Below are 19,715 nucleotides of genomic sequence, written 5' to 3' on the forward strand. Positions count from 1 at the left end.
CTGGGACCGAGAGTTCGCCCTCTTCGCATGGCTGATCGTATAAGCGGGCCACCGTGCCCGCCTGCCTCGCACGCCACGGAAGAGAGACCACCCATGTCCTGGCTGTCCAGATTCAGCCTCGCTCAGCGGGCGCTGACCGGTCTGATGTCGATCATCGCGATCGTCTTCGGCGCCATCGCGATACCGCAGCTCAAGCAGCAACTGCTGCCGACCATCGAGTTCCCGATGGTGTCCGTGCTGGCGCCCTACCAGGGCGCGTCCCCCGACGTGGTCGAGAAGCAGGTCGTCGAACCGCTCGAAGGCACCATCAAGGCGGTCGACGGCATCACCGGCGTCACCTCCACGGCGAGCGAGGGCAACGCCGTGATCATGGCCCAGTTCGACTACGGCAACGACACGAAGCAGCTCGTCGCCGATGTCCAGCAGGCCGTGAACCGCTCCCGCGCCCAGCTCCCCGACGCCGTCGACCCGCAGGTCGTGGCCGGGTCGACCGACGACATACCCACCGTCCTGCTCGCCGTCACCTCGGGCCAGGACCAGCAGGCGCTCGCCGACCGGCTGGAGAACTCCGTCGTCCCCGTCCTGGAGGACGTCGACGGCGTCGGCCAGGTCACCATCGACGGTGTGCGCGACCTCCAGGTCGCCGTCACCCCCGGCGACAAGAAGCTCGCGGCGGCCTGAACGCCGCCGCGCTCGGCCAGGCCCTCCAGGCGGGCGGCGCCACCGTCCCGGCCGGTTCCTTCGCCGAGGACGGCAAGAGCCGCACGGTCCAGGTCGGCGGCGGCTACACGTCGCTGCGGCAGATCGAGGACCTGCGCGTCACCGCCACGCCCACCGGCCAGGGCAAGCCGCCGAAGCCCGTACGCCTCGGTGACGTCGCCACCGTCGAGGAGCAGCCCGCCACCGCGGTCTCCCTCACCCGCACCAACGGCAAGCCCAGCCTGTCCCTGGCCATCACCATGGACCAGGACGGCAGCGCCGTCGCCATCTCCGACGCGGTCAAGGACAAGCTCCCCGAGCTGCGCGACACCCTCGGCTCCGGCAGCGAGATCGCGGTCGTCTTCGACCAGGGCCCGGCCGTCTGACCACCGAGGGCGCCCTCGGCCTGGTCTTCGCCGTCATCGTCATCCTGGTCTTCCTCGCGTCGGTCCGCTCGACGCTCGTCACCGCCGTCTCCATCCCGCTGTCCGTCGTCCTCGCGCTGATCGTGCTGTGGACCCGCGACCTTTCCCTGAACGTCCTCACGCTCGGCGCGCTCACCATCGCGATCGGCCGCGTCGTCGACGACTCGATCGTGGTCCTGGAGAACATCAAGCGTCACCTGGCGTACGGCGAGGAGCGCCACTCGGCGATCGTCACCGCCGTCAAGGAGGTGGCCGGAGCGGTCACCGCCTCGACCCTGACGACCGTCGCCGTCTTCCTGCCGATCGGCCTGGTCGGCGGCATGGTGGGCCAGCTTTTCGGCTCGTTCTCCCTCACCGTCACCGCCGCCCTGCTCGCCTCGCTGCTGGTGTCCCTCACCGTGGTGCCGGTCTTCTCGTACTGGTTCCTGCGCGCGCCCAAGGGCTCCGAGGGCGTCGACCCGTCCGAGCTGCGCCGCAAGGCGGAGGAGAAGGAGGCGCGCAGCGCCCTCCAGCGCATGTACGTCCCGGTCCTGCGCTTCGCGACCCGCCGCCGCCTCATGAGCCTGGCCATCGCGGCCGTCGTCCTCATCGGTACGTTCGCCATGGCGCCGCTGCTGAAGACCAACTTCCTGGACGAGGGCGAGCAGGACACCCTGTCCGTCACCCAGGAGCTGAAGCCGGGCACCAGCCTGGAGGCCGCGAACCAGGCCGCCCTGAAGGTCGAGAAGGCGCTCGACTCCATCGACACGATCAAGGACTACCAGGTCACGGTCGGCTCCTCGGGCTTCGCCGCCGCGTTCGGCGGCGGTACGGGCGCCAACCAGGCGACGTACCAGCTCACCCTCAAGGACGCCTCCGAGTCCAAGGCCACCCAGGACCGGATCGACGAGGAGCTGGGCAAGCTCGACGGCATCGGTGACACCACGATCGGCGCGGGCGGCGGCTTCGGCAGCCAGGACCTGAGCGTGGTGGTCAAGGCCGGCGACGGCGACGTGCTGAAGAAGGCCTCCGAGCAGGTACGGGCCGCGGTCGCGAAGCTGGACGACGTCACCGACGTACAGAGCGACCTCGCCCAGAGCGTGCCGCGGATCTCCGTCACGGCCAACGACAAGGCGGCGGCCGCGGGCTTCAACCAGCAGACCCTCGGCGCCGCTGTCACCCAGGCGGTGCGCGGCACGACCTCCGGCAAGGCGATCCTCGACGACACCGAGCGCGACGTGGTTGTGAAGTCGGCCAGGCCGGCGACCACGCTGGACGAGCTGAAGAAGCTGAACCTCGGGCCGGTGAAGCTCGGCGACATCGCCGAGGTGAAGCTGGTCGCGGGTCCCGTCTCCAAGACCCGCATCGACGGCGCCCGCGCCGCGACGATCACGGCCAAGCCGTCCGCCGACAACACGGGCGCGGTGACCGCCGCGCTCCAGACGAAGATCACCGAGCTGAAGAAGGAGCTGCCGGCGGGCGCGAGCGTCGAGATCGGCGGCGTCTCCTCCGACCAGAACGAGGCGTTCGCCCAGCTCGGCCTGGCCATGCTGGCGGCCATCGCGATCGTCTTCATGCTGCTTGTGGCGACGTTCCGCTCGCTCGTCCAGCCGCTGATCCTGCTGGTCTCCATCCCGTTCGCGGCGACCGGCGCGATCGGCCTGCTGCTCGTCACCGGTACGCCCATGGGTGTCCCGGCGATGATCGGCATGCTGATGCTCATCGGCATCGTCGTCACCAACGCGATCGTGCTGATCGACCTGATCAACCAGTACCGCGCCCAGGGCCTGGGTGTCGTCGAGGCGGTCCTGGAGGGCGGGCGTCACCGGCTGCGGCCGATCCTGATGACGGCACTCGCGACGATCTTCGCGCTGCTGCCGATGGCGCTGGGCATCACGGGCGAGGGCGGCTTCATCTCGAAGCCGCTGGCGATCGTGGTGATCGGCGGTCTGATCACGTCGACGCTGCTGACGCTGCTGCTCGTACCGACGCTGTACGCGATGGTGGAGCTCCGCAAGGAGCGCCGCGCCAGGAAGAAGGCGGCCAGGCGTGCGGCGAAGGCGGGCGCCCGGGACCGGTCCGGCTCCGCGTCGGACGAGCCGGAGCCGGTGAAGGTCTGACCGGCGTACGACATCCCACGACAGCGAGCCCCGGCCCCTCCAGGGACCGGGGCTCGCCCCGTCTCACGCTTCGGGTACCTCGGGCGGCCCCTCCGGGATGGCGTGCACCTCGACCGGATCGTTACCGGGCTTGCCACCGGGGCCGGGACAGGCCGACGCCCGCGCGGCGATCTCCAGGGCCCGGTCCTCGTTCTTGACGTCGACCACCCAGTAGCCGGCCAGGATGCGCCCCGGCTCCGTGGGCCCGTCGGTCACCTTCGCCCGGCCGTCGTCGGTCGCCCGTACCGTCTTGACCATCGCGGGCCCGCCGAGACCACGGGCCTCCACCAGCTCGCCCGCCGCGCCGATCTCCTGGTTGAGCGCGTCCATGTGCGCGAACATCGCCAGCATGTCGTCCTTGGAGAACGACGACATCATCCCGTCCCACTCGTCGGCGGCCACGTTCATCTGGATCATGTACTGCATAGCTCTCACCCTTCCTCGCTTCCACCGTGGCAGGTGGGTGGAACGACCGCACCCCCTGACGCCGGGGCGTGAGGGGGTGCGGTGAGACGAGCGTGACCTGACCTACGGCAGAGCGAGCATCCGCTCCAGCGCGAGCTTCGCGAACTGCTCGGTCTCCCGCTCGACCTCGATGCGGTTGACCAGGTTGCCCTCGGCCAGCGACTCCAGCGCCCACACCAGGTGGGGCAGGTCGATGCGGTTCATGGTCGAGCAGAAGCAGACCGTCTTGTCGAGGAAGACGACCTCCTTGTCCTGCGCCGCGAACCGGTTGGCGAGCCGCTGCACCAGGTTCAGCTCGGTGCCGATGGCCCACTTGGAGCCGGCCGGGGCCGCCTCCAGCGTGTTGATGATGTACTCCGTCGAGCCGACGTAGTCCGCGGCCGCCACGACCTCGTGCTTGCACTCGGGGTGCACGAGGACGTTGACGCCCGGAATGCGCTCACGCACGTCGTTGACGGAATCGACCGAGAAGCGCCCGTGCACCGAGCAGTGCCCGCGCCACAGGATCATCTTCGCGTTCCGCAGTTCCTCGACGGTCAGGCCGCCGTTCGGCTTGTGCGGGTTGTACAGGACGCAGTCGTCCAGCGACATGCCCATGTCCCGCACGGCGGTGTTGCGCCCCAGGTGCTGATCGGGCAGAAAAAGAACCTTCTCGCCCTGCTCGAAGGCCCAGTCCAGCGCCCGCTTGGCGTTCGACGACGTACAGATCGTGCCGCCGTGCTTGCCGGTGAACGCCTTGATGTCGGCGGAGGAGTTCATGTACGAGACGGGCACGACCTGCTCGGCGATCCCGGCCTCGGTCAGCACGTCCCAGCACTCGGCGACCTGCTCGGCGGTGGCCATGTCGGCCATCGAGCAGCCCGCCGCCAGGTCGGGAAGTACCACCTTCTGGTCGTCCGACGTCAGAATGTCCGCGGACTCGGCCATGAAGTGCACGCCACAGAAGACGATGTACTCGGCCTCCGGCTTGGCGGCCGCGTCCTTGGCCAGCTTGAACGAGTCCCCGGTGACGTCGGCGAACTGGATGACCTCGTCACGCTGGTAGTGGTGACCGAGGATGAAGACCTTGTCCCCGAGCTTTTCCTTGGCAGCGCGGGCGCGCTCCACCAGGTCCGGGTCGGAGGGCGAGGGCAGGTCGCCGGGGCAGTCCACACCCCGCTCGCTCTTGGCGTCGGCCTCGCGGCCGAGCAGCAGCAGAGCGAGCGGCGAAGGCTGGACGTCCAGTGGCTGGGCGGTGGTCACGACACGCACCCTTTCTTGTCTGCGAACACGCTTTTCGTCGATTTGACGTTATCTATCATAACCGGTTCATGTCACTTTGACGATGCCGATGTCGTCGATGTGACGAATTGGGGTGCCACCACCGGCCCCGTGCCCGTACCGGACGGTGTGTGCGAGCATGAATGGGAAGACAAGCGCTCAGGCCCGGAATGAATCCGCGGCCGCGCCGGTTGCACACGTCGGCAAGCAGTCCGTACAACCCGGGAGAGATGTAGATGTCCGTTCAGGACGACAAGACCACCGTGAGCGACGGCATTCTCCTGTCCGACGCCGCCGCGGCCAAGGTCAAGGCCCTGCTGGACCAGGAAGGCCGGGAGGACCTGGCGCTGCGCGTCGCCGTTCAGCCCGGCGGCTGCTCCGGCCTGCGGTACCAGCTCTTCTTCGACGAGCGCTCGCTCGACGGCGACGTCGTCAAGGACTTCGACGGCGTCAAGGTCGTCACCGACCGCATGAGCGCCCCGTACCTGGGCGGTGCCTCCATCGACTTCGTCGACACCATCGAGAAGCAGGGCTTCACGATCGACAACCCGAACGCGACGGGTTCCTGCGCCTGCGGCGACTCGTTCAGCTAAGCCTGAAGCGCGTACGGAGAAGGCGGCGGCCCCGGAGCGGGGCCGCCGCCTTCTCCCGTTCTCCCGTGCTTCCCGGCCTATGTATGCGGCACGGTCTCGCCGCTGCGCGCGTCGACGACCTTCCGGCCGTCCAGCGGCTTGTCGAGCGTCACCGTCTCCTTCAGCTCCTTGGCGATCATGATGCAGGCCCGGTCGGGGTCCGGGTTGGTCTCGGTGATGCTCACCTTCACCGTCCCGTTCTCCTCGCTCGCCTTCGCGGCGTACTCGCTGCACACGCCGCCCCAGAAGTGCAGGGTGAGCTTCCGCCCGTCGGCGCTGTACGACTCGACCTGCCGCGGCTCTGCCGGGGTCTCGCCGCTCTCGGTCGGAGCCGGCGAGGCAGGGGGCTTGGCCAGGTAGTCGGGATCGACCGCCGGGTGCGTGATGGTGAACGGCTGCGCGCCGCCGCCCGGCTTCACCTCGAAGAGCCACGACGGTACGAGCGCCTGCCGCCCGTCGACGTACTGCGCGGCCAGCCCGAAGACGGCCCCGCCCACGGTCACAGGCTCCGGCGCGGCCGGCGGCTGCCCGCCGTTCGGCTCGCAGGGTGCTTCGGCCCTGCCGGCGTCGTCGCCCTTGTCGCCGTGCGGCACGGGGGTGGCGCAGCCGCCGATGCCGGTCTTGCCGGCGCCCTGCCCCGCCCTGTTCAGCTGCTTCAGCGCGTCCTGCGCGCTGATCACCGGATACTCGGCGCCCTTCGTCAGGCTCTTCAACTGCCCGCTGCCACCGACCGGTTCCCCGTCGGAACCGATCTGGATGCCGGTCGCCCAGCCGTACGTCGGCAGCCCGCCGACCTCCGGATCGGCGTTCACCACCCGTACCGCGCCCATCAGCTGGCGGGCGTCCAGCTTGGCGTCGTCCATGCCCAGCGCCTTCAGCACCGGCGCCGCGGCCTCCTTCGCGGCCTTCTCACTCACCGCGGAGCCTTCACCACCCGGCCGGTGGGAGGCGCCGGCGCACTTCTCACCCTTGGCGCAGTTGTCGCTGCCACCGGGGCCGTACTTCGCGAACGTCCAGGTGCCCGGCGCCTGCTTGTTGACCTGGAGCACAGGCCCCGAGCCGTCCTTGGTGCCGCCGGCCTTCCAGACCGTGCCCTCGGCGCGCGGTTCGCCCGGTACGCCGAGCGCCTCGGCCAGCCGCGCCACCTCGGCCTCGGTGACCGTCCCCGAGGCCCGGTACACGTGGGCGGAGCGGGGCCCCTGCGGCAGCTTTCCCTCCGCGCGGTAGATCACCCCGCCGTGCGGGTCCGGCTCGCCGGGCGCGATCCCCGGCGCGTCCCCACTCGTATGGCCGTCGAGGTTCAGCGGCGGCGGAGTGCCGCCACCCGCCGCGCCGCTCCCCGTACCGCTGCCGCCACCGCCCGAGGCGGTCGACGCCCAGTACGCGGCGCCGCCCCCGGCCAGCAGCACCGCTGCGGCCACTGAGGCGGCGACCAGCGGGGAACGCCGCCTGTGGACGCCGACCGCGTCCTCTTCCGGTCGCTCGGTGCTCACCGCATCGCTCCTTCGGCTGCTCTGCCGTCCTGTGCCGTATGTCGTATCCCCTTTACGGGGGACACCGGTGGGACGGGGCGGGGGAGCGCGCGGTTCCCCCCGAGCTTCCCCCGAATGCCTCAGGAGCCGGTCTCAGCCCCCGTATTCGGACATCCCGCCCACCAGCCGTGCCGAGGCGGGCGGCACGGTGACGCCGTGGATCAGCGAGGCCGGCACGGGAGCGGGCGCGGCCTCGGCGGGCACGGCCCAGTGCGGGACCATCCGGGCGCAGTCCCCGCGCAGCTCCTCCAGACCGCCGTCCTGCTCGGCACGGGCGGGCGACGTAACGCTGTGCTTCTGCATGCGAGCTGCTCCCGTAGCTCTGGGGGCCGCCACACCGCGGACCCGGGTGCTGGCACCGTAGGCAGCCCGGACGCCCGGAAAAAAGCCCTACTATCGGGTAGTTTTGCCGCTTAGTGCGAGAGGGCTACGACCGGGTAGCGTGGACTGTCCTCACCCACCGCCCGCAGGAGCGTCCTCGCCGTGCGTATCGCAGTCACCGGCTCCATCGCCACCGACCACCTCATGACCTTCCCCGGCCGCTTCGCCGACCAGCTGGTCGCGGACCAGCTGCACACGGTCTCCCTCTCCTTCCTGGTCGACAACCTCGACGTACGCCGGGGCGGTGTCGGTGCCAACATCTGCTTCGGCATGGGCCAGCTCGGCACGGCCCCGATCCTGGTCGGCGCCGCCGGCTCGGACTTCGACGAGTACCGCGCCTGGCTCGACCGGCACGGAGTGGACACCGGCTCGGTGCGCATCTCCGAGGTCCTGCACACCGCCCGCTTCGTGTGCACCACGGACGCCGACCACAACCAGATCGGCTCCTTCTACACGGGCGCGATGAGCGAGGCCCGCCAGATCGAACTCCAGGCGGTCGCCGAGCGGGTCGGCGGCCTCGACCTGGTGCTGATCGGCGCGGACGACCCCGAGGCGATGCTGCGCCACACGGAAGAGTGCAAGACCCGCTCCATCCCGTTCGCAGCGGACTTCTCGCAGCAGATCGCCCGGATGACGGGGGAGGACATCCGCACGCTGCTCGAAGGTGCGACGTACCTCTTCTCCAACGAGTACGAGAAGGGGCTCATCGAGTCCAAGACCGGCTGGACCGACGAGGAGATCCTCGGCAAGGTCGGGCACCGCGTCACGACCCTCGGCTCGCGCGGTGTGCGCATCGAGCGGGTCGGGGAGGAGCCGGTGGTCGTCGCCTGCCCGGAGGAGGACGGCAAGGTCGACCCGACCGGCGTCGGCGACGCGTTCCGTGCCGGGTTCCTGTCCGGGCTCGCCTGGGGCGTCGGCCTTGAGCGCGCCGCGCAGGTCGGGTGCATGCTGGCGACGCTCGTGATCGAGACGCTGGGCACCCAGGAGTACACCCTGCGCCGCGCCCACTTCATGGACCGCTTCACGAAGGCGTACGGCCACGAGGCAGCCGAAGAGGTCCGCGCGCACCTGGCGTGACCGGTGGGGGCGGGTGCGGCACGACTCCGCACCCGCCGCCGTATCAGCTCAGCCGCCGCACCACGTACGCCACGCCCCGCTCCGCCGGACGCTCGCCCACGTACTCCTGCCCCCGCATCCCGCACCACGCCGGAATGTCCAGCCGCGCGGCCTCGTCGTCCGACAGCACCGTCACCGTCCCGCCGACCGGCACATCGCCGATCACCTTGGCCAGCTCGATCACCGGGATCGGACACCGCTTGCCCAGCGAGTCCACGACGAGCGACGGCGTCTCCGACGGCTCGGCGGGGGAAGGCGCAGCCGGAGCGCCCAGCCGCTCCCGCACCGCCGCCACGGTCCCCGGCAGCACCTCCAGGAAGCGGTCCACGTCCTGCGCCGCCGTCCCCGGCGGGAGCGAGACCCGGACGTTGCCCTCCGTCAGCACCCCCATCGCCCGCAGCACATGGCTGGGCGTAAGCGTGCTGCTCGTGCAGGACGAACCGGACGATACGGAGAAACCCACCCGGTCCAGCTCGTGCAACAGCGTCTCCCCGTCGACGTACAGGCACGAGAAGGTGACCACGTGCGGCAGTCGCCGCACCGGATCGCCGACCACCTCCACATCCGGTACGGCCTCGGCCACCCCGGACCTGATCCGGTCCACCAGCGCCCGCAGCCGCCCCGCCTCGCCCGCCGCCTCCGCCCGTACGGCCCGCAGTGAGGCGGCCGCCGCCACGATCGCGGGCAGGTTCTCGAAACCGGCTGCCCGCCCGGACTCCCGCTCGTCGGCGGGCCCTTGCGCGGCGAACCGCACGCCCTTGCGGACCACCAGCAGCCCGACCCCCGCCGGTCCGCCCCATTTGTGCGCACTCGCGGTGAGCAGCGACCAGTCCCCTTCCACCGGCCCCCAGCCCAGCGACTGCGCCGCGTCCACCAGCAGGGGCACACCCACCGCCCGGCACTCCTGTGCGATTTCCGCCACCGGCTGCTCGGTGCCGACCTCGTGGTTGGCGGACTGCAGGCAGGCCAGGGCGGTGTCCTCGCGCAGTGCCCGCGCGTACGCTCCGGGGTCCACCCGGCCCGCCCGGTCCACCGCGACCTGCGTCGTCGTACCGCCCGCGGCCTCGTGCTCGGCGGCCGAGTGGAGCACCGAGGAGTGCTCGACGGCGGAGACGACCAGATGGCGTCCGACGCGCCGGCGCGCGGCGAGCGCGCCGGAGATACCGGTGTGGACCGCGCGGGTGCCGGAAGAGGTGAATACCAGCTCGTCGGGGCGGCAGCCCACGGCCTCCGCCGCCGCCTCCCGCGCCGCGTCGAGCAGCAGCCGGGCGCGCCGCCCCTCGCGGTAGAGGCGGGACGGGTCGGCCCACCCCTCGTCGAGCGAGGCGAGCAGGGCCTGCCGGGCGACGGGGTGCAGCGGGGCGGAGGAGGCGGCGTCGAAGTAGGGCACACCGCCACGCTAATCCCCGTCCCCGCCCGCCCGCGCCCCGCCACCAGGGAAGGGGCGACGGCAGCCGGGCGGACACCGGGCCGGATGGCCGGTCAGACGGTGGGCGGAGGCCGGGATTCCACCGGGAAGCCACCCCTTCGGGGAGGGGTGCGGCGCGTTGGGCACCCTCCCCGCGCGACCTCAAATAGCGTCCAGTAGGGTTTGGTCCGCATAAACATCCAAACCCCTGCCCGCGTCAGGGCCGGCGACCGACCAGCGAGACGGCCGCGACCCACCGCGCGGGCGAGACTCTCGGGAAGGCGCTACGTGAGTCCCAACGGCTCCGACCGCTCGTCGCGGCGCCCGATGCGGCGGAAGCTGCTCCAGGTGCTGACCGCGGGCGTGGTCCTGGCGACCGCCTCTGGTTGCTCGTACACATGGGAAGACTTCCCCCGCCTCGGGATGCCTACCCCGGTCACCGAAGAGGCTCCCATTATTCTGTCCCTCTGGCAGGGCTCGTGGGCGGCAGCGCTCGTCACGGGCGTCCTGGTGTGGGGACTGATCCTGTGGAGCGTCTTCTTCCACCGGCGTAGCCGCACCAAGGTCGAAGTACCTCCGCAGACCCGGTACAACATGCCCATCGAGGCGCTGTACACCGTGGTTCCGCTCATCATCGTCTCGGTCCTCTTCTACTTCACCGCGCGCGACGAGTCGAAGCTCCTCGCGCTCGAGGACAAGCCGGCCCACACCGTCAACGTGGTCGGCTTCCAGTGGAGCTGGGGCTTCAACTACGTGGAGAACGTGGACGGTGACGCCGCCACGGGCGTGAAGCTCCCCAAGGAGCTCGACGCCATCCCGGACATGTACACCAAGCAGTTCCCCGCAGGCGCCGAAGGCGTCTACGCGGTCGGCACTCCGGGTGAGCGGAACCCGCAGAACGGCAACCCGGGTCCGACCCTGTGGCTGCCGAAGGGCGAGAAGGTCCGCTTCGTCCTGACTTCGCGCGACGTCATCCACTCCTTCTGGGTGGTGCCGTTCCTGATGAAGCTGGACGTCATTCCGGGCCACACCAACGTCTTCGAGGTGACCCCCACGCGTGAGGGCACGTTCCGGGGCAAGTGTGCCGAGCTCTGCGGTGTCGACCACTCCCGGATGCTCTTCAACGTGAAGGTCGTCTCCCCGGAGCGGTACCAGCAGCACCTCAAGGAGCTGGCGGAGAAGGGCCAGACCGGCTACATCCCGTCCGGTATCGAGCAGACCGACCCGGCCAGGAATGCGGAGACGAACAAACTGTGAGCATCCTCAACGAACCCAAGGGTGCCGCGGCGGCAGACGGCTCGTACTACGAGAACCAACTGCCGGTACGGCGCAAGCAGCCGGGAAACGTCGTCATCAAGTGGCTGACCACCACTGACCACAAGACGATCGGCTCGCTCTACCTGATCACGTCGTTCGTGTTCTTCTGCGTCGGCGGCCTGATGGCGCTCTTCATGCGCGCCGAACTCGCCCGTCCCGGCACGCAGATCATGTCGAACGAGCAGTTCAACCAGGCGTTCACGATGCACGGCACGATCATGCTGCTGATGTTCGCGACGCCGCTGTTCGCCGGATTCGCCAACTGGATCATGCCGCTGCAGATCGGCGCGCCCGACGTGGCGTTCCCGCGGCTGAACATGTTCGCGTACTGGCTGTACCTCTTCGGCTCGATCATCGCGGTGGCCGGCTTCCTCACCCCCCAGGGTGCGGCGGACTTCGGCTGGTTCGCCTACGCCCCGCTGTCGGACGCCGTCCGCTCACCGGGTGTCGGCGCCGACATGTGGATCATGGGTCTGGCCTTCTCCGGCTTCGGCACGATCCTCGGCTCGGTCAACTTCATCACCACGATCATCTGCATGCGCGCACCCGGCATGACGATGTTCCGCATGCCGATCTTCACCTGGAACGTGCTGCTGACCGGTGTTCTGGTCCTGCTCGCCTTCCCGGTGCTCGCGGCGGCTCTCTTCGCGCTGGAGGCGGACCGTAAATTCGGTGCGCACATCTTCGACGCGGCCAACGGCGGATCGCTGCTGTGGCAGCACCTCTTCTGGTTCTTCGGACACCCAGAGGTGTACATCATCGCGCTGCCGTTCTTCGGAATCATTTCCGAGGTAATCCCGGTCTTCAGCCGCAAGCCGATGTTCGGTTACATCGGTCTTATCGGCGCGACGATCGCGATCGCCGGCCTTTCGGTCACCGTCTGGGCGCACCACATGTACGTCACGGGCGGCGTGCTGTTGCCGTTCTTCTCGTTCATGACCTTCCTGATCGCGGTACCGACCGGTGTGAAGTTCTTCAACTGGATCGGCACCATGTGGAAGGGCTCACTGTCCTTCGAGACCCCGATGCTCTGGGCCGTCGGCTTCCTGATCACCTTCACCTTCGGTGGTCTGACCGGCGTCATCCTGGCCTCGCCCCCGATGGACTTCCACGTCTCCGACTCGTACTTCGTCGTCGCGCACTTCCACTACGTCATCTTCGGCACCGTGGTCTTCGCGATGTTCTCCGGATTCCACTTCTGGTGGCCGAAGTTCACCGGCAAGATGCTGGACGAGCGCCTGGGCAAGATCACCTTCTGGACGCTGTTCGTGGGCTTCCACGGCACGTTCCTGGTGCAGCACTGGCTCGGCGCCGAGGGCATGCCGCGCCGGTACGCGGACTACCTCGCCGCCGACGGCTTCACCCTGCTGAACACGATCTCCACGATCGCCTCGTTCCTGCTGGGCCTGTCGATGCTTCCGTTCTTCTACAACGTCTGGAAGACCGCGAAGTACGGCAAGAAGATCGAGGTCGACGACCCGTGGGGTTACGGCCGTTCGCTGGAGTGGGCGACTTCCTGCCCGCCCCCGCGGCACAACTTCCTCACCCTGCCGCGGATCCGTTCCGAATCCCCGGCGTTCGACCTGCACCACCCTGAAATCGCCGCTCTCGAACAGCTCGAGAACCACGGACAGAAGGACACCGCGCTGTTCGGCGGCAAGGAGGTCGGCAAGTGAAGATCCAGGGCAGGATGTTCATCTGGTTGAGCATCTTCATCCTCGCCATGGCAATCGTCTATGGCGTGTGGTCGAAGGAGCCGGCCGGAACCACGGCGCTCTTCCTGGCCTTCGGCCTGAGCATCATGATCGGCTACTACCTGGCCTTCACGGCCAAGCGTGTCGACGCCATGGCTCAGGACAACAAAGAGGCCGATGTGGCGGACGAGGCCGGCGACGTCGGCTTCTTCTCGCCGCACAGCTGGCAGCCGCTCTCGCTCGCCCTCGGTGGCGCCTTCGCCTTCCTGGGCATCGCCATGGGCTGGTGGCTGGTGTTCTTCTCGGTGCCGTTGCTCCTGATCGGCCTCTTCGGCTGGGTCTTCGAGTACTACCGGGGCGAGAACCAGAACCAGTAGCGGCATTCGCGACACGCCCGAGGGGCCCGTTCACCTGCACATCAGGTGGGCGGGCCCCTCGTTTGGCATCTCCCGGCGCGCCGTACACGCGAAATGTTCCTAATGTGTGATCATGACCCATTCACCACGACTGCGGACGGTTCTGAGCTGCTCCCTGCTGATCGCGTCCATCGCGGCGGCCGGGACGGCGTGCGGCGGGTCCGGTGACGGCCATCCGCTCTCCGCGGCGCCGTACGACGCGGCGGACCAGGTCTCCTTCAACGCGGACACGGGCACGTCCAAGGTGGACCCCGAGAAGCCGCTGGAGATCACCGCCAGGAACAGGGACGGCCGGATCACCGACGTGACGGCCTCCGACGCCGCAGGGCGCTACCTGGCGGGCGAGCTCTCCGCCGACGGCTCACGCTGGCACAGCACCGCCCCACTGGCGGCAGGGGCGCGCTACACGGTCAAGGTCGCCACCGAGGACGAGGACGGCGCGCCCGGTGCGCGCACCCTCACCTTCGAGACGTCCGTCCCCCCGCGAAAGCGCCTGATGGTCACCTTCGGCCCCAAGGCGGGCAAGTACGGCGTCGGCCAGCCCGTCACCGCCGAACTCAGCGTCCCCGTCAAGGGCGCGGCGGCCAGAGCCGTCGTCGAGCGCGCCCTGAAGGTACGCTCCGAGCCCGCGGTGCAGGGGGCCTGGCACTGGGTGGACGACAAGAAGCTGCACTTCCGCCCGAAGGAGTACTGGCCCGCCAACGCCAGGATCACGGTGCGCAGCACCCTCGACGGCATCAAGGTGGCCGACCGGCTCTACGGCGGCCCCACGAAGCCGTTGCGGCTCACCACCGGAGACCGGCTGGAGGCCATCACGGACGCCGGCTCGCACCAGATGACGGTGCTGCGCAACGGCAAGGTGATCAACACCATTCCGGTGACCACGGGCAAACCGGGCTTCTCCACCCGCAACGGCGTCAAGGTCGTACTGGGCAAGGAGTACTTCGTACGGATGCGCGGTACGACCGTCGGTATCGCGGAGGGCTCGGCGGAGTCGTACGACCTGCCCGTCTACTACGCGACGCGGGTCACCTGGAGCGGCGAGTACGTCCATGCCGCGCCCTGGTCGGTCGGCTCGCAGGGCTCCGCCAACGTCAGCCACGGCTGCACCGGCATGAGCACGTCGAACGCCGAGTGGTTCTTCAAAACCGTCCGTGAGGGCGACATCGTCAAGGTCGTCAACAGCGCCGGCAACATGATGGACCCGTTCGGCAACGGCTTCGGAGACTGGAACGTCCCGTGGGACAAGTGGCGCAAGGGCAGCGCCCTGCTCACCGGCACCCGTGACGGCGGAAGCCCCGTGGACGCGGCCAGGCTGCGGCCGGAGGTCTGACGGGGCCCCGAGCCGGTGTCACGCCTCGACGGCGAGCCTGCGACGCAGCAGCGCCGCCAGGGCGTCCGCGAACTCCACCGGGTCCACCGGAAGGGTCACAGCGCTCTCGGCGCGGCTCCAGGTGGCCAGCCAGGAGTCCTGCGGGCGCCCGATCAGCAGCAGCACGGGCGGGCAGTTGAAGACCTCGTCCTTGATCTGCCGGCACACCCCCATGCCGCCCGCGGGCGCGGCCTCGCCGTCAAGCACACAGACATCGACACCGCCCTCGTTCAGCGCGGTGAGGACGGCCGGCAGCGTGGCGCACTCCAGGAACTCGACCGGCGGCACGTCCGCCGCAGGCCTGCGACCCGCCGCCAGCCGCACCTGTTCACGGGTGTGCGCGTTGTCGCTGTAGACCAGGACCGTGGCGGCCATTGTTCCTCCATGCATCGAGGAGCCCTCGAAGGCTCGGTGTTGGATCAGGAACCGATGCGCGGATGCTACTCCGTCCGACAGCCAGTCAGCAGGGGTTCGTATCTGCCTTCGAAGGTACTCCCGATGGGCCGTTCGGCTCAGGTCACAGGGCCTTCTCAGAGCATGGACACACCGAATGGCACCCCCGGGAGTGAGGGCGGGATAAGCGACCGACATAATGTCGGTCGTGGCGACAGCAACGACAGTAGACAAAGGGCTCGCGCACCCGTCGGTCAATCGACCGAACCTCACCAGCGTCGGAACCATCATCTGGTTGAGTTCCGAGCTGATGTTCTTCGCGGCCCTCTTCGCGATGTACTTCACCCTGCGATCGGTGACGGGTCCCGACTTCTGGAAGCAGCAGGCCGAACACCTGAACTTCCCGTTCTCGGCGACGAACACCACGATCCTGGTGCTCTCCTCCCTCACCTGCCAGCTCGGCGTCTTCGCCGCCGAGCGCGGGGACGTGAAGAAGCTCCGGGCGTGGTTCATCATCACGTTCGTGATGGGTGCGATCTTCATCGGAGGCCAGGTCCTCGAGTACACCGAGCTGGTGAAGGACGCGGGCCTCTCGCTCTCGTCCGACCCGTACGGCTCGGTGTTCTACCTGACGACCGGCTTCCACGGACTGCATGTGACGGGCGGACTCATCGCCTTCCTGCTGGTCCTCGGCCGCACCTACGCGGCCAAGAGATTCACCCACGAGCAGGCAACCGCCGCCATCGTCGTGTCCTACTACTGGCACTTCGTCGATGTCGTCTGGATCGGCCTCTTCGCCACGATCTACATGATCAAGTAGGTCGGGTCCGAAACCCGGCCCACATCCAGCACCATCGACGCAGAAGATCCTGACACCGGGGTAATCCGTGAAAAAGCTCTCCGCACGACGACGCCATCCGCTGGCGGCGGTCGTCGTCCTACTCCTCGCGCTGGCGGCCACCGGGGGGCTGTACGCCGCGTTCGCACCCGCGGGCAAGGCCCAGGCCGATGAAACCGCCCAGTCCCTCGCCATCGAGGAGGGCAAGAAGCTGTACGCCGTCGGCTGCTCAAGCTGCCACGGCACCGGCGGTCAGGGCGGCAGCGACGGCCCGTCCCTGGTGGGCGTCGGCTCTGCCGCAGTGGACTTCCAGGTCGGCACCGGACGTATGCCGGCCCAGCAGCCCGGCGCCCAGGTGCCGGAGAAGAAGAAGGTCTACTCGCAGGCCGAGATCGACCAGCTCGCCGCGTACGTCGCTTCCCTCGGAGCCGGCCCGATCACGCCGACCGAGGAGCAGTACAACCCTGAGGGTGCGGACATCGCCCGCGGTGGCGACCTGTTCCGTACCAACTGCGCCCAGTGCCACAACTTCACGGGTGAGGGCGGTGCCCTGACGAACGGCAAGTACGCCCCGAGCCTCGAAGACGTGAGCCCGAAGCACCTCTACGAGGCCATGCAGACCGGCCCGCAGAACATGCCGTCCTTCCCCGACACCACGCTGCCGGAGCAGCAGAAGAAGGACATCATCGCGTACGTCAAGACCGTGAACGGCGAGGAGACGGAGACTCCCGGCGGCTTCGCGCTGGGTGGCCTCGGCCCCGTCAGCGAGGGTCTGTTCGGCTGGATCTTCGGTCTGGGCTCGCTGATCGCTGTCGCCGTCTGGGTCGCGGCCCACACCGCTAAGGCCAAGAAGTCATGAGTAGCCAAGAGATTCCAGAGAAGAACCTGCCCAGTGAGCAGGACACCGCGCACGGCGCGGTAGCCGTGGCGGAAGACCCGTTCGCGGACCCGGGGCTGCCGCCCCACAAGCCGCGTATCCAGGACATCGACGAGCGGGCCGCCAAGCGCTCCGAGCGCACGGTCGCCCTCCTGTTCACGCTGTCCATGCTGTCCACGATCGGCTTCATCGCCTCCTTCGTGGCGTTCCCGGTCGACAAGATCGTGTACGTCTGGCCGATCGGGCACGTGAGCGCGCTGAACCTCTCGCTCGGTGTGACGCTCGGTCTCGCCCTCTTCTGCATCGGCGCGGGCGCGGTCCACTGGGCCCGCACCCTGATGTCCGACGTGGAGGTCGCCGACGAGCGGCACCCGATCGAGGCCGACCCGGTCGTCAAGGCCAAGGTCATGTCCGACTTCGCGGCCGGCGCCGAGGAGTCCGCGATCGGCCGCCGCAAGCTGATCCGCACCACGATGTTCGGCGCGCTGGCCATGGTGCCGCTCTCCGGTGTGGTGCTGCTGCGCGACCTGGGCCCGCTGCCCGAGAAGAAGCTGTTCCACACGGCGTGGGGCAGGGGCAAGCAGCTCATCAACATGAACACGAACGAGCCGCTGCGTCCCGAGGACGTCGCGGTGGGTTCGCTGACCTTCGCCAAGCCGGAAGGCCTGGAAGAGGACAACCACGAGTTCAACAACGAGATCGCCAAGGCCGCCCTGATGATCGTCCGGCTTCAGCCGCAGGACATCAAGGACAAGCGCGAACTCGACTGGTCCCACCAGGGCATCGTGGCGTTCTCGAAGATCTGCACCCACGTCGGCTGCCCGATCAGCCTGTACGAGCAGCAGACGCATCACGTGCTCTGCCCGTGCCACCAGTCCACTTTCGACCTCTCCGACGGTGCGCGCGTCATCTTCGGCCCGGCCGGCCACGCCCTCCCGCAGCTGCGGATCGGCGTGAATGACGAAGGATTCCTCGAAGCGCTCGGCGACTTCGAAGAGCCCGTCGGTCCTAGTTTCTGGGAGCGCGGATGAGCACCGTGACTGACGAAAAGCGCAAGGCGCCCGCGGGTGAGCGGGTAGCCGACTGGGCGGACGGCCGGCTGGGCATCTACAGCCTGGCCAAGGCCAACATGCGCAAGATCTTCCCGGACCACTGGTCCTTCATGCTGGGTGAGATCGCGCTCTACAGCTTCATCATCATCATCCTCACGGGTGTGTACCTGACGCTGTTCTTCCACCCGAGCATGAACGAGATCGTGTACCACGGCTCGTACGTGCCGATGCAGGGCATCCGGATGACGGAGGCCTACGCGTCGACCCTGGAGATCAGCTTCGACGTCCGTGGCGGTCTGCTCATCCGGCAGATCCACCACTGGGCCGCGCTGATCTTCCTCGCGGCGATGTTCGTGCACATGATGCGCGTGTTCTTCACGGGCGCGTTCCGCAAGCCGCGTGAGATCAACTGGCTGTTCGGCTTCCTGCTGTTCGTCCTGGGCATGTTCACCGGATTCACCGGCTACTCGCTCCCGGACGACCTGCTCTCCGGCACCGGTGTCCGCTTCACGCAGGGCGCGATCCTGGCGACGCCCGTCGTCGGCACGTACATCTCGTTCTTCCTGTTCGGCGGGGAGTTCCCCGGCCACGACATGGTGGCCCGGTTCTACTCGATCCACATCCTGCTGCTGCCGGGCATCATGCTCGGCCTCGTGGTGGCCCACCTGATCCTGGTCTTCTACCACAAGCACACGCAGTTCGCGGGTCCCGGCCGTACGAACAACAACGTCGTCGGCATGCCGCTGCTGCCGGTCTACATGGCCAAGGCCGGAGGCTTCTTCTTCCTGGTCTTCGGTGTCATCGCGGCCATCTCGGGTCTGTTCACGATCAACCCGGTCTGGGCGCTCGGCCCGTACCGTCCGGACCAGGTGTCCACCGGTGCCCAGCCCGACTGGTACATGGGCTTCGCCGAGGGACTGGTCCGTGTGATGCCGGGCTGGGAGATCACCTTCTGGGGCCACACGCTCGCCCTGGGTGTGTTCATCCCGCTGGTGGTCTTCGGTCTGGTGCTCGTGGCGCTGGCGGTCTACCCGTTCATCGAGGCGTGGGTCACCGGCGACAAGCGCGAGCACCACATCCTGGACCGGCCGCGCAACGCGCCGACCAGGACCGCGCTGGGCGTCGCCTGGGTCACCGGCTACGTGATCATGCTGCTCGGTGGCGGCAACGACATCTTCGCCACCCACTTCCACCTGTCGATCAACTCGATCACCTGGTTCGTCCGGATCTCCTACTTCGTGGGACCGGTCCTGGCGTTCATCATCACCAGGCGGATCTGCCTGGGCCTTCAGCGCCGCGACAAGGACAAGGTGCTGCACGGACGCGAGTCCGGCATCATCAAGCGCCTGCCGCACGGTGAGTTCGTCGAGGTCCACGAGCCGCTCAGCCAGCAGCAGCTGCACAGCCTCACGGCACACGAGCAGTACGCGCCGGCCGAGATCGGCCCGTCGGTCGACGAGAACGGTGTCGAGCGCAAGGTGACGCGCGGCCAGAAGCTCAGGGCCAAGCTGAGCAAGGGCTACTACGGCGAGGGGAGCCAGATCCCCAAGCCGACCGCCGACGAGTACAAGGAGATCACCAGCGGCCACGGCCACCACTGATCTCCGACCCACAAGGTCGCCACAGCAGGAGCCCCGTCCTTCCCCAAGCTCTCGACTTCGCTCGAGCAGGGGAGACCCCATTGTCGGGACGGGGCTCTT

At 68.6% G+C, this 19,715-nt stretch carries 16 protein-coding genes and 1 pseudogene; 11 read left to right on the forward strand and 6 right to left on the reverse strand.

Annotation, left to right across the window (positions count from 1 at the left end; genetic code table 11):
* The first annotated feature begins 93 nt into the window (after positions 1–93).
* Positions 94–3,223, forward strand: a pseudogene (locus G412_RS33540) (efflux RND transporter permease subunit).
* A gap of 63 nt (positions 3,224–3,286) precedes the next feature.
* Here the strand turns inward: G412_RS33540 and G412_RS0106645 are convergent.
* The gene (locus G412_RS0106645; protein ID WP_028811385.1) at positions 3,287–3,688 is read right to left on the reverse strand and encodes a YciI family protein; all 402 of its coding nucleotides are present in this window, start codon (positions 3,686–3,688) and stop codon (positions 3,287–3,289) included.
* 102 nt (positions 3,689–3,790) lie between these two features.
* Positions 3,791–4,978, reverse strand: coding sequence for a quinolinate synthase NadA (gene nadA / locus G412_RS0106650; protein ID WP_028811386.1), 1,188 nt, complete (start codon positions 4,976–4,978; stop codon positions 3,791–3,793).
* 245 nt (positions 4,979–5,223) lie between these two features.
* Here nadA and G412_RS0106655 point away from each other — a divergent pair, with 245 nt between their 5' ends.
* The gene (locus G412_RS0106655) at positions 5,224–5,580 is read left to right on the forward strand and encodes an iron-sulfur cluster assembly accessory protein (RefSeq protein WP_028811387.1); all 357 of its coding nucleotides are present in this window, start codon (positions 5,224–5,226) and stop codon (positions 5,578–5,580) included.
* A 77-nt stretch (positions 5,581–5,657) separates the two neighbouring features.
* Here G412_RS0106655 and G412_RS0106660 read toward each other — a convergent pair whose 3' ends face one another.
* The gene (locus tag G412_RS0106660; protein ID WP_028811388.1) at positions 5,658–7,112 is read right to left on the reverse strand and encodes a hypothetical protein; all 1,455 of its coding nucleotides are present in this window, start codon (positions 7,110–7,112) and stop codon (positions 5,658–5,660) included.
* A gap of 132 nt (positions 7,113–7,244) precedes the next feature.
* Positions 7,245–7,454, reverse strand: coding sequence for a hypothetical protein (locus G412_RS0106665; RefSeq protein ID WP_028811389.1), 210 nt, complete (start codon positions 7,452–7,454; stop codon positions 7,245–7,247).
* Between the two features lie 180 nt (positions 7,455–7,634).
* Between G412_RS0106665 and G412_RS0106670 the strand changes: the two genes are divergently transcribed.
* Positions 7,635–8,609, forward strand: coding sequence for a carbohydrate kinase family protein (locus tag G412_RS0106670; RefSeq protein WP_028811390.1), 975 nt, complete (start codon positions 7,635–7,637; stop codon positions 8,607–8,609).
* A 43-nt stretch (positions 8,610–8,652) separates the two neighbouring features.
* Here the strand turns inward: G412_RS0106670 and G412_RS0106675 are convergent, their stop codons facing one another.
* Positions 8,653–10,038: a cysteine desulfurase/sulfurtransferase TusA family protein gene (locus tag G412_RS0106675; RefSeq protein WP_028811391.1), complete on the reverse strand. Its 1,386-nt coding sequence runs from the start codon at positions 10,036–10,038 to the stop codon at positions 8,653–8,655.
* 306 nt (positions 10,039–10,344) lie between these two features.
* Between G412_RS0106675 and ctaC the strand changes: the two genes are divergently transcribed.
* The 4 genes from ctaC (at position 10,345) to G412_RS0106695 (ending at position 14,816) form a co-directional block, all read left to right on the forward strand.
* A complete protein-coding gene (gene ctaC, locus G412_RS0106680; RefSeq protein WP_028811392.1) occupies positions 10,345–11,313 on the forward strand; it encodes an aa3-type cytochrome oxidase subunit II in 969 nt (322 codons plus the stop codon).
* Positions 11,310–13,049, forward strand: a complete 1,740-nt coding sequence (gene ctaD, locus G412_RS0106685) for an aa3-type cytochrome oxidase subunit I (RefSeq protein WP_028811393.1) — start codon at positions 11,310–11,312, stop codon at positions 13,047–13,049. Before ctaC ends, ctaD begins: the two co-directional genes overlap by 4 nt.
* Positions 13,046–13,444, forward strand: a complete 399-nt coding sequence (locus G412_RS0106690; RefSeq protein ID WP_028811394.1) for a cytochrome c oxidase subunit 4 — start codon at positions 13,046–13,048, stop codon at positions 13,442–13,444. Before ctaD ends, G412_RS0106690 begins: the two co-directional genes overlap by 4 nt.
* Before the next feature lie 112 nt (positions 13,445–13,556).
* The gene (locus tag G412_RS0106695) at positions 13,557–14,816 is read left to right on the forward strand and encodes a L,D-transpeptidase (protein WP_028811395.1); all 1,260 of its coding nucleotides are present in this window, start codon (positions 13,557–13,559) and stop codon (positions 14,814–14,816) included.
* An 18-nt stretch (positions 14,817–14,834) separates the two neighbouring features.
* Here the strand turns inward: G412_RS0106695 and G412_RS0106700 are convergent, their stop codons facing one another.
* Positions 14,835–15,230, reverse strand: coding sequence for a hypothetical protein (locus tag G412_RS0106700; RefSeq protein ID WP_037647900.1), 396 nt, complete (start codon positions 15,228–15,230; stop codon positions 14,835–14,837).
* Positions 15,231–15,447: 217 nt separating this feature from the next.
* Between G412_RS0106700 and ctaE the strand changes: the two genes are divergently transcribed.
* The 4 genes from ctaE (at position 15,448) to qcrB (ending at position 19,616) form a co-directional block, all read left to right on the forward strand.
* Positions 15,448–16,068, forward strand: a complete 621-nt coding sequence (gene ctaE / locus G412_RS0106705) for an aa3-type cytochrome oxidase subunit III (RefSeq protein WP_028811397.1) — start codon at positions 15,448–15,450, stop codon at positions 16,066–16,068.
* 67 nt (positions 16,069–16,135) lie between these two features.
* Positions 16,136–16,945 carry a cytochrome bc1 complex diheme cytochrome c subunit gene (gene qcrC / locus G412_RS0106710; protein ID WP_028811398.1) on the forward strand — a complete coding sequence of 270 codons (810 nt, stop codon included), beginning with the start codon at positions 16,136–16,138 and terminating at the stop codon, positions 16,943–16,945.
* A complete protein-coding gene (qcrA, locus tag G412_RS0106715; protein WP_028811399.1) occupies positions 16,942–17,994 on the forward strand; it encodes a cytochrome bc1 complex Rieske iron-sulfur subunit in 1,053 nt (350 codons plus the stop codon). Before qcrC ends, qcrA begins: the two co-directional genes overlap by 4 nt.
* On the forward strand, positions 17,991–19,616 hold the full coding sequence (qcrB, locus tag G412_RS0106720; RefSeq protein WP_028811400.1) for a cytochrome bc1 complex cytochrome b subunit: 1,626 nt from the start codon (positions 17,991–17,993) through the stop codon (positions 19,614–19,616). The genes qcrA and qcrB overlap by 4 nt, the downstream gene beginning before the upstream one ends.
* Positions 19,617–19,715 lie beyond the last annotated feature (99 nt).

Source organism: Streptomyces flavidovirens DSM 40150, from assembly GCF_000429085.1.
GTDB lineage: Bacteria > Actinomycetota > Actinomycetes > Streptomycetales > Streptomycetaceae > Streptomyces > Streptomyces flavidovirens.

Bases quoted from the DNA above. Each gene is read 5' to 3' on its own strand.
- G412_RS0106645 (WP_028811385.1), bottom strand. From the start codon at position 3,688: ATGCAGTACATGATCCAGATGAACGTGGCCGCCGACGAGTGGGACGGG.
- G412_RS0106655 (WP_028811387.1), top strand. From the start codon at position 5,224: ATGTCCGTTCAGGACGACAAGACCACCGTGAGCGACGGCATTCTCCTG.
- G412_RS0106665 (WP_028811389.1), bottom strand. From the start codon at position 7,454: ATGCAGAAGCACAGCGTTACGTCGCCCGCCCGTGCCGAGCAGGACGGC.
- G412_RS0106695 (WP_028811395.1), top strand. From the start codon at position 13,557: ATGACCCATTCACCACGACTGCGGACGGTTCTGAGCTGCTCCCTGCTG.
- G412_RS0106700 (WP_037647900.1), bottom strand. From the start codon at position 15,230: ATGGCCGCCACGGTCCTGGTCTACAGCGACAACGCGCACACCCGTGAA.
- ctaE (WP_028811397.1), top strand. From the start codon at position 15,448: ATGTCGGTCGTGGCGACAGCAACGACAGTAGACAAAGGGCTCGCGCAC.
- qcrA (WP_028811399.1), top strand. From the start codon at position 16,942: ATGAGTAGCCAAGAGATTCCAGAGAAGAACCTGCCCAGTGAGCAGGAC.
- qcrB (WP_028811400.1), top strand. From the start codon at position 17,991: ATGAGCACCGTGACTGACGAAAAGCGCAAGGCGCCCGCGGGTGAGCGG.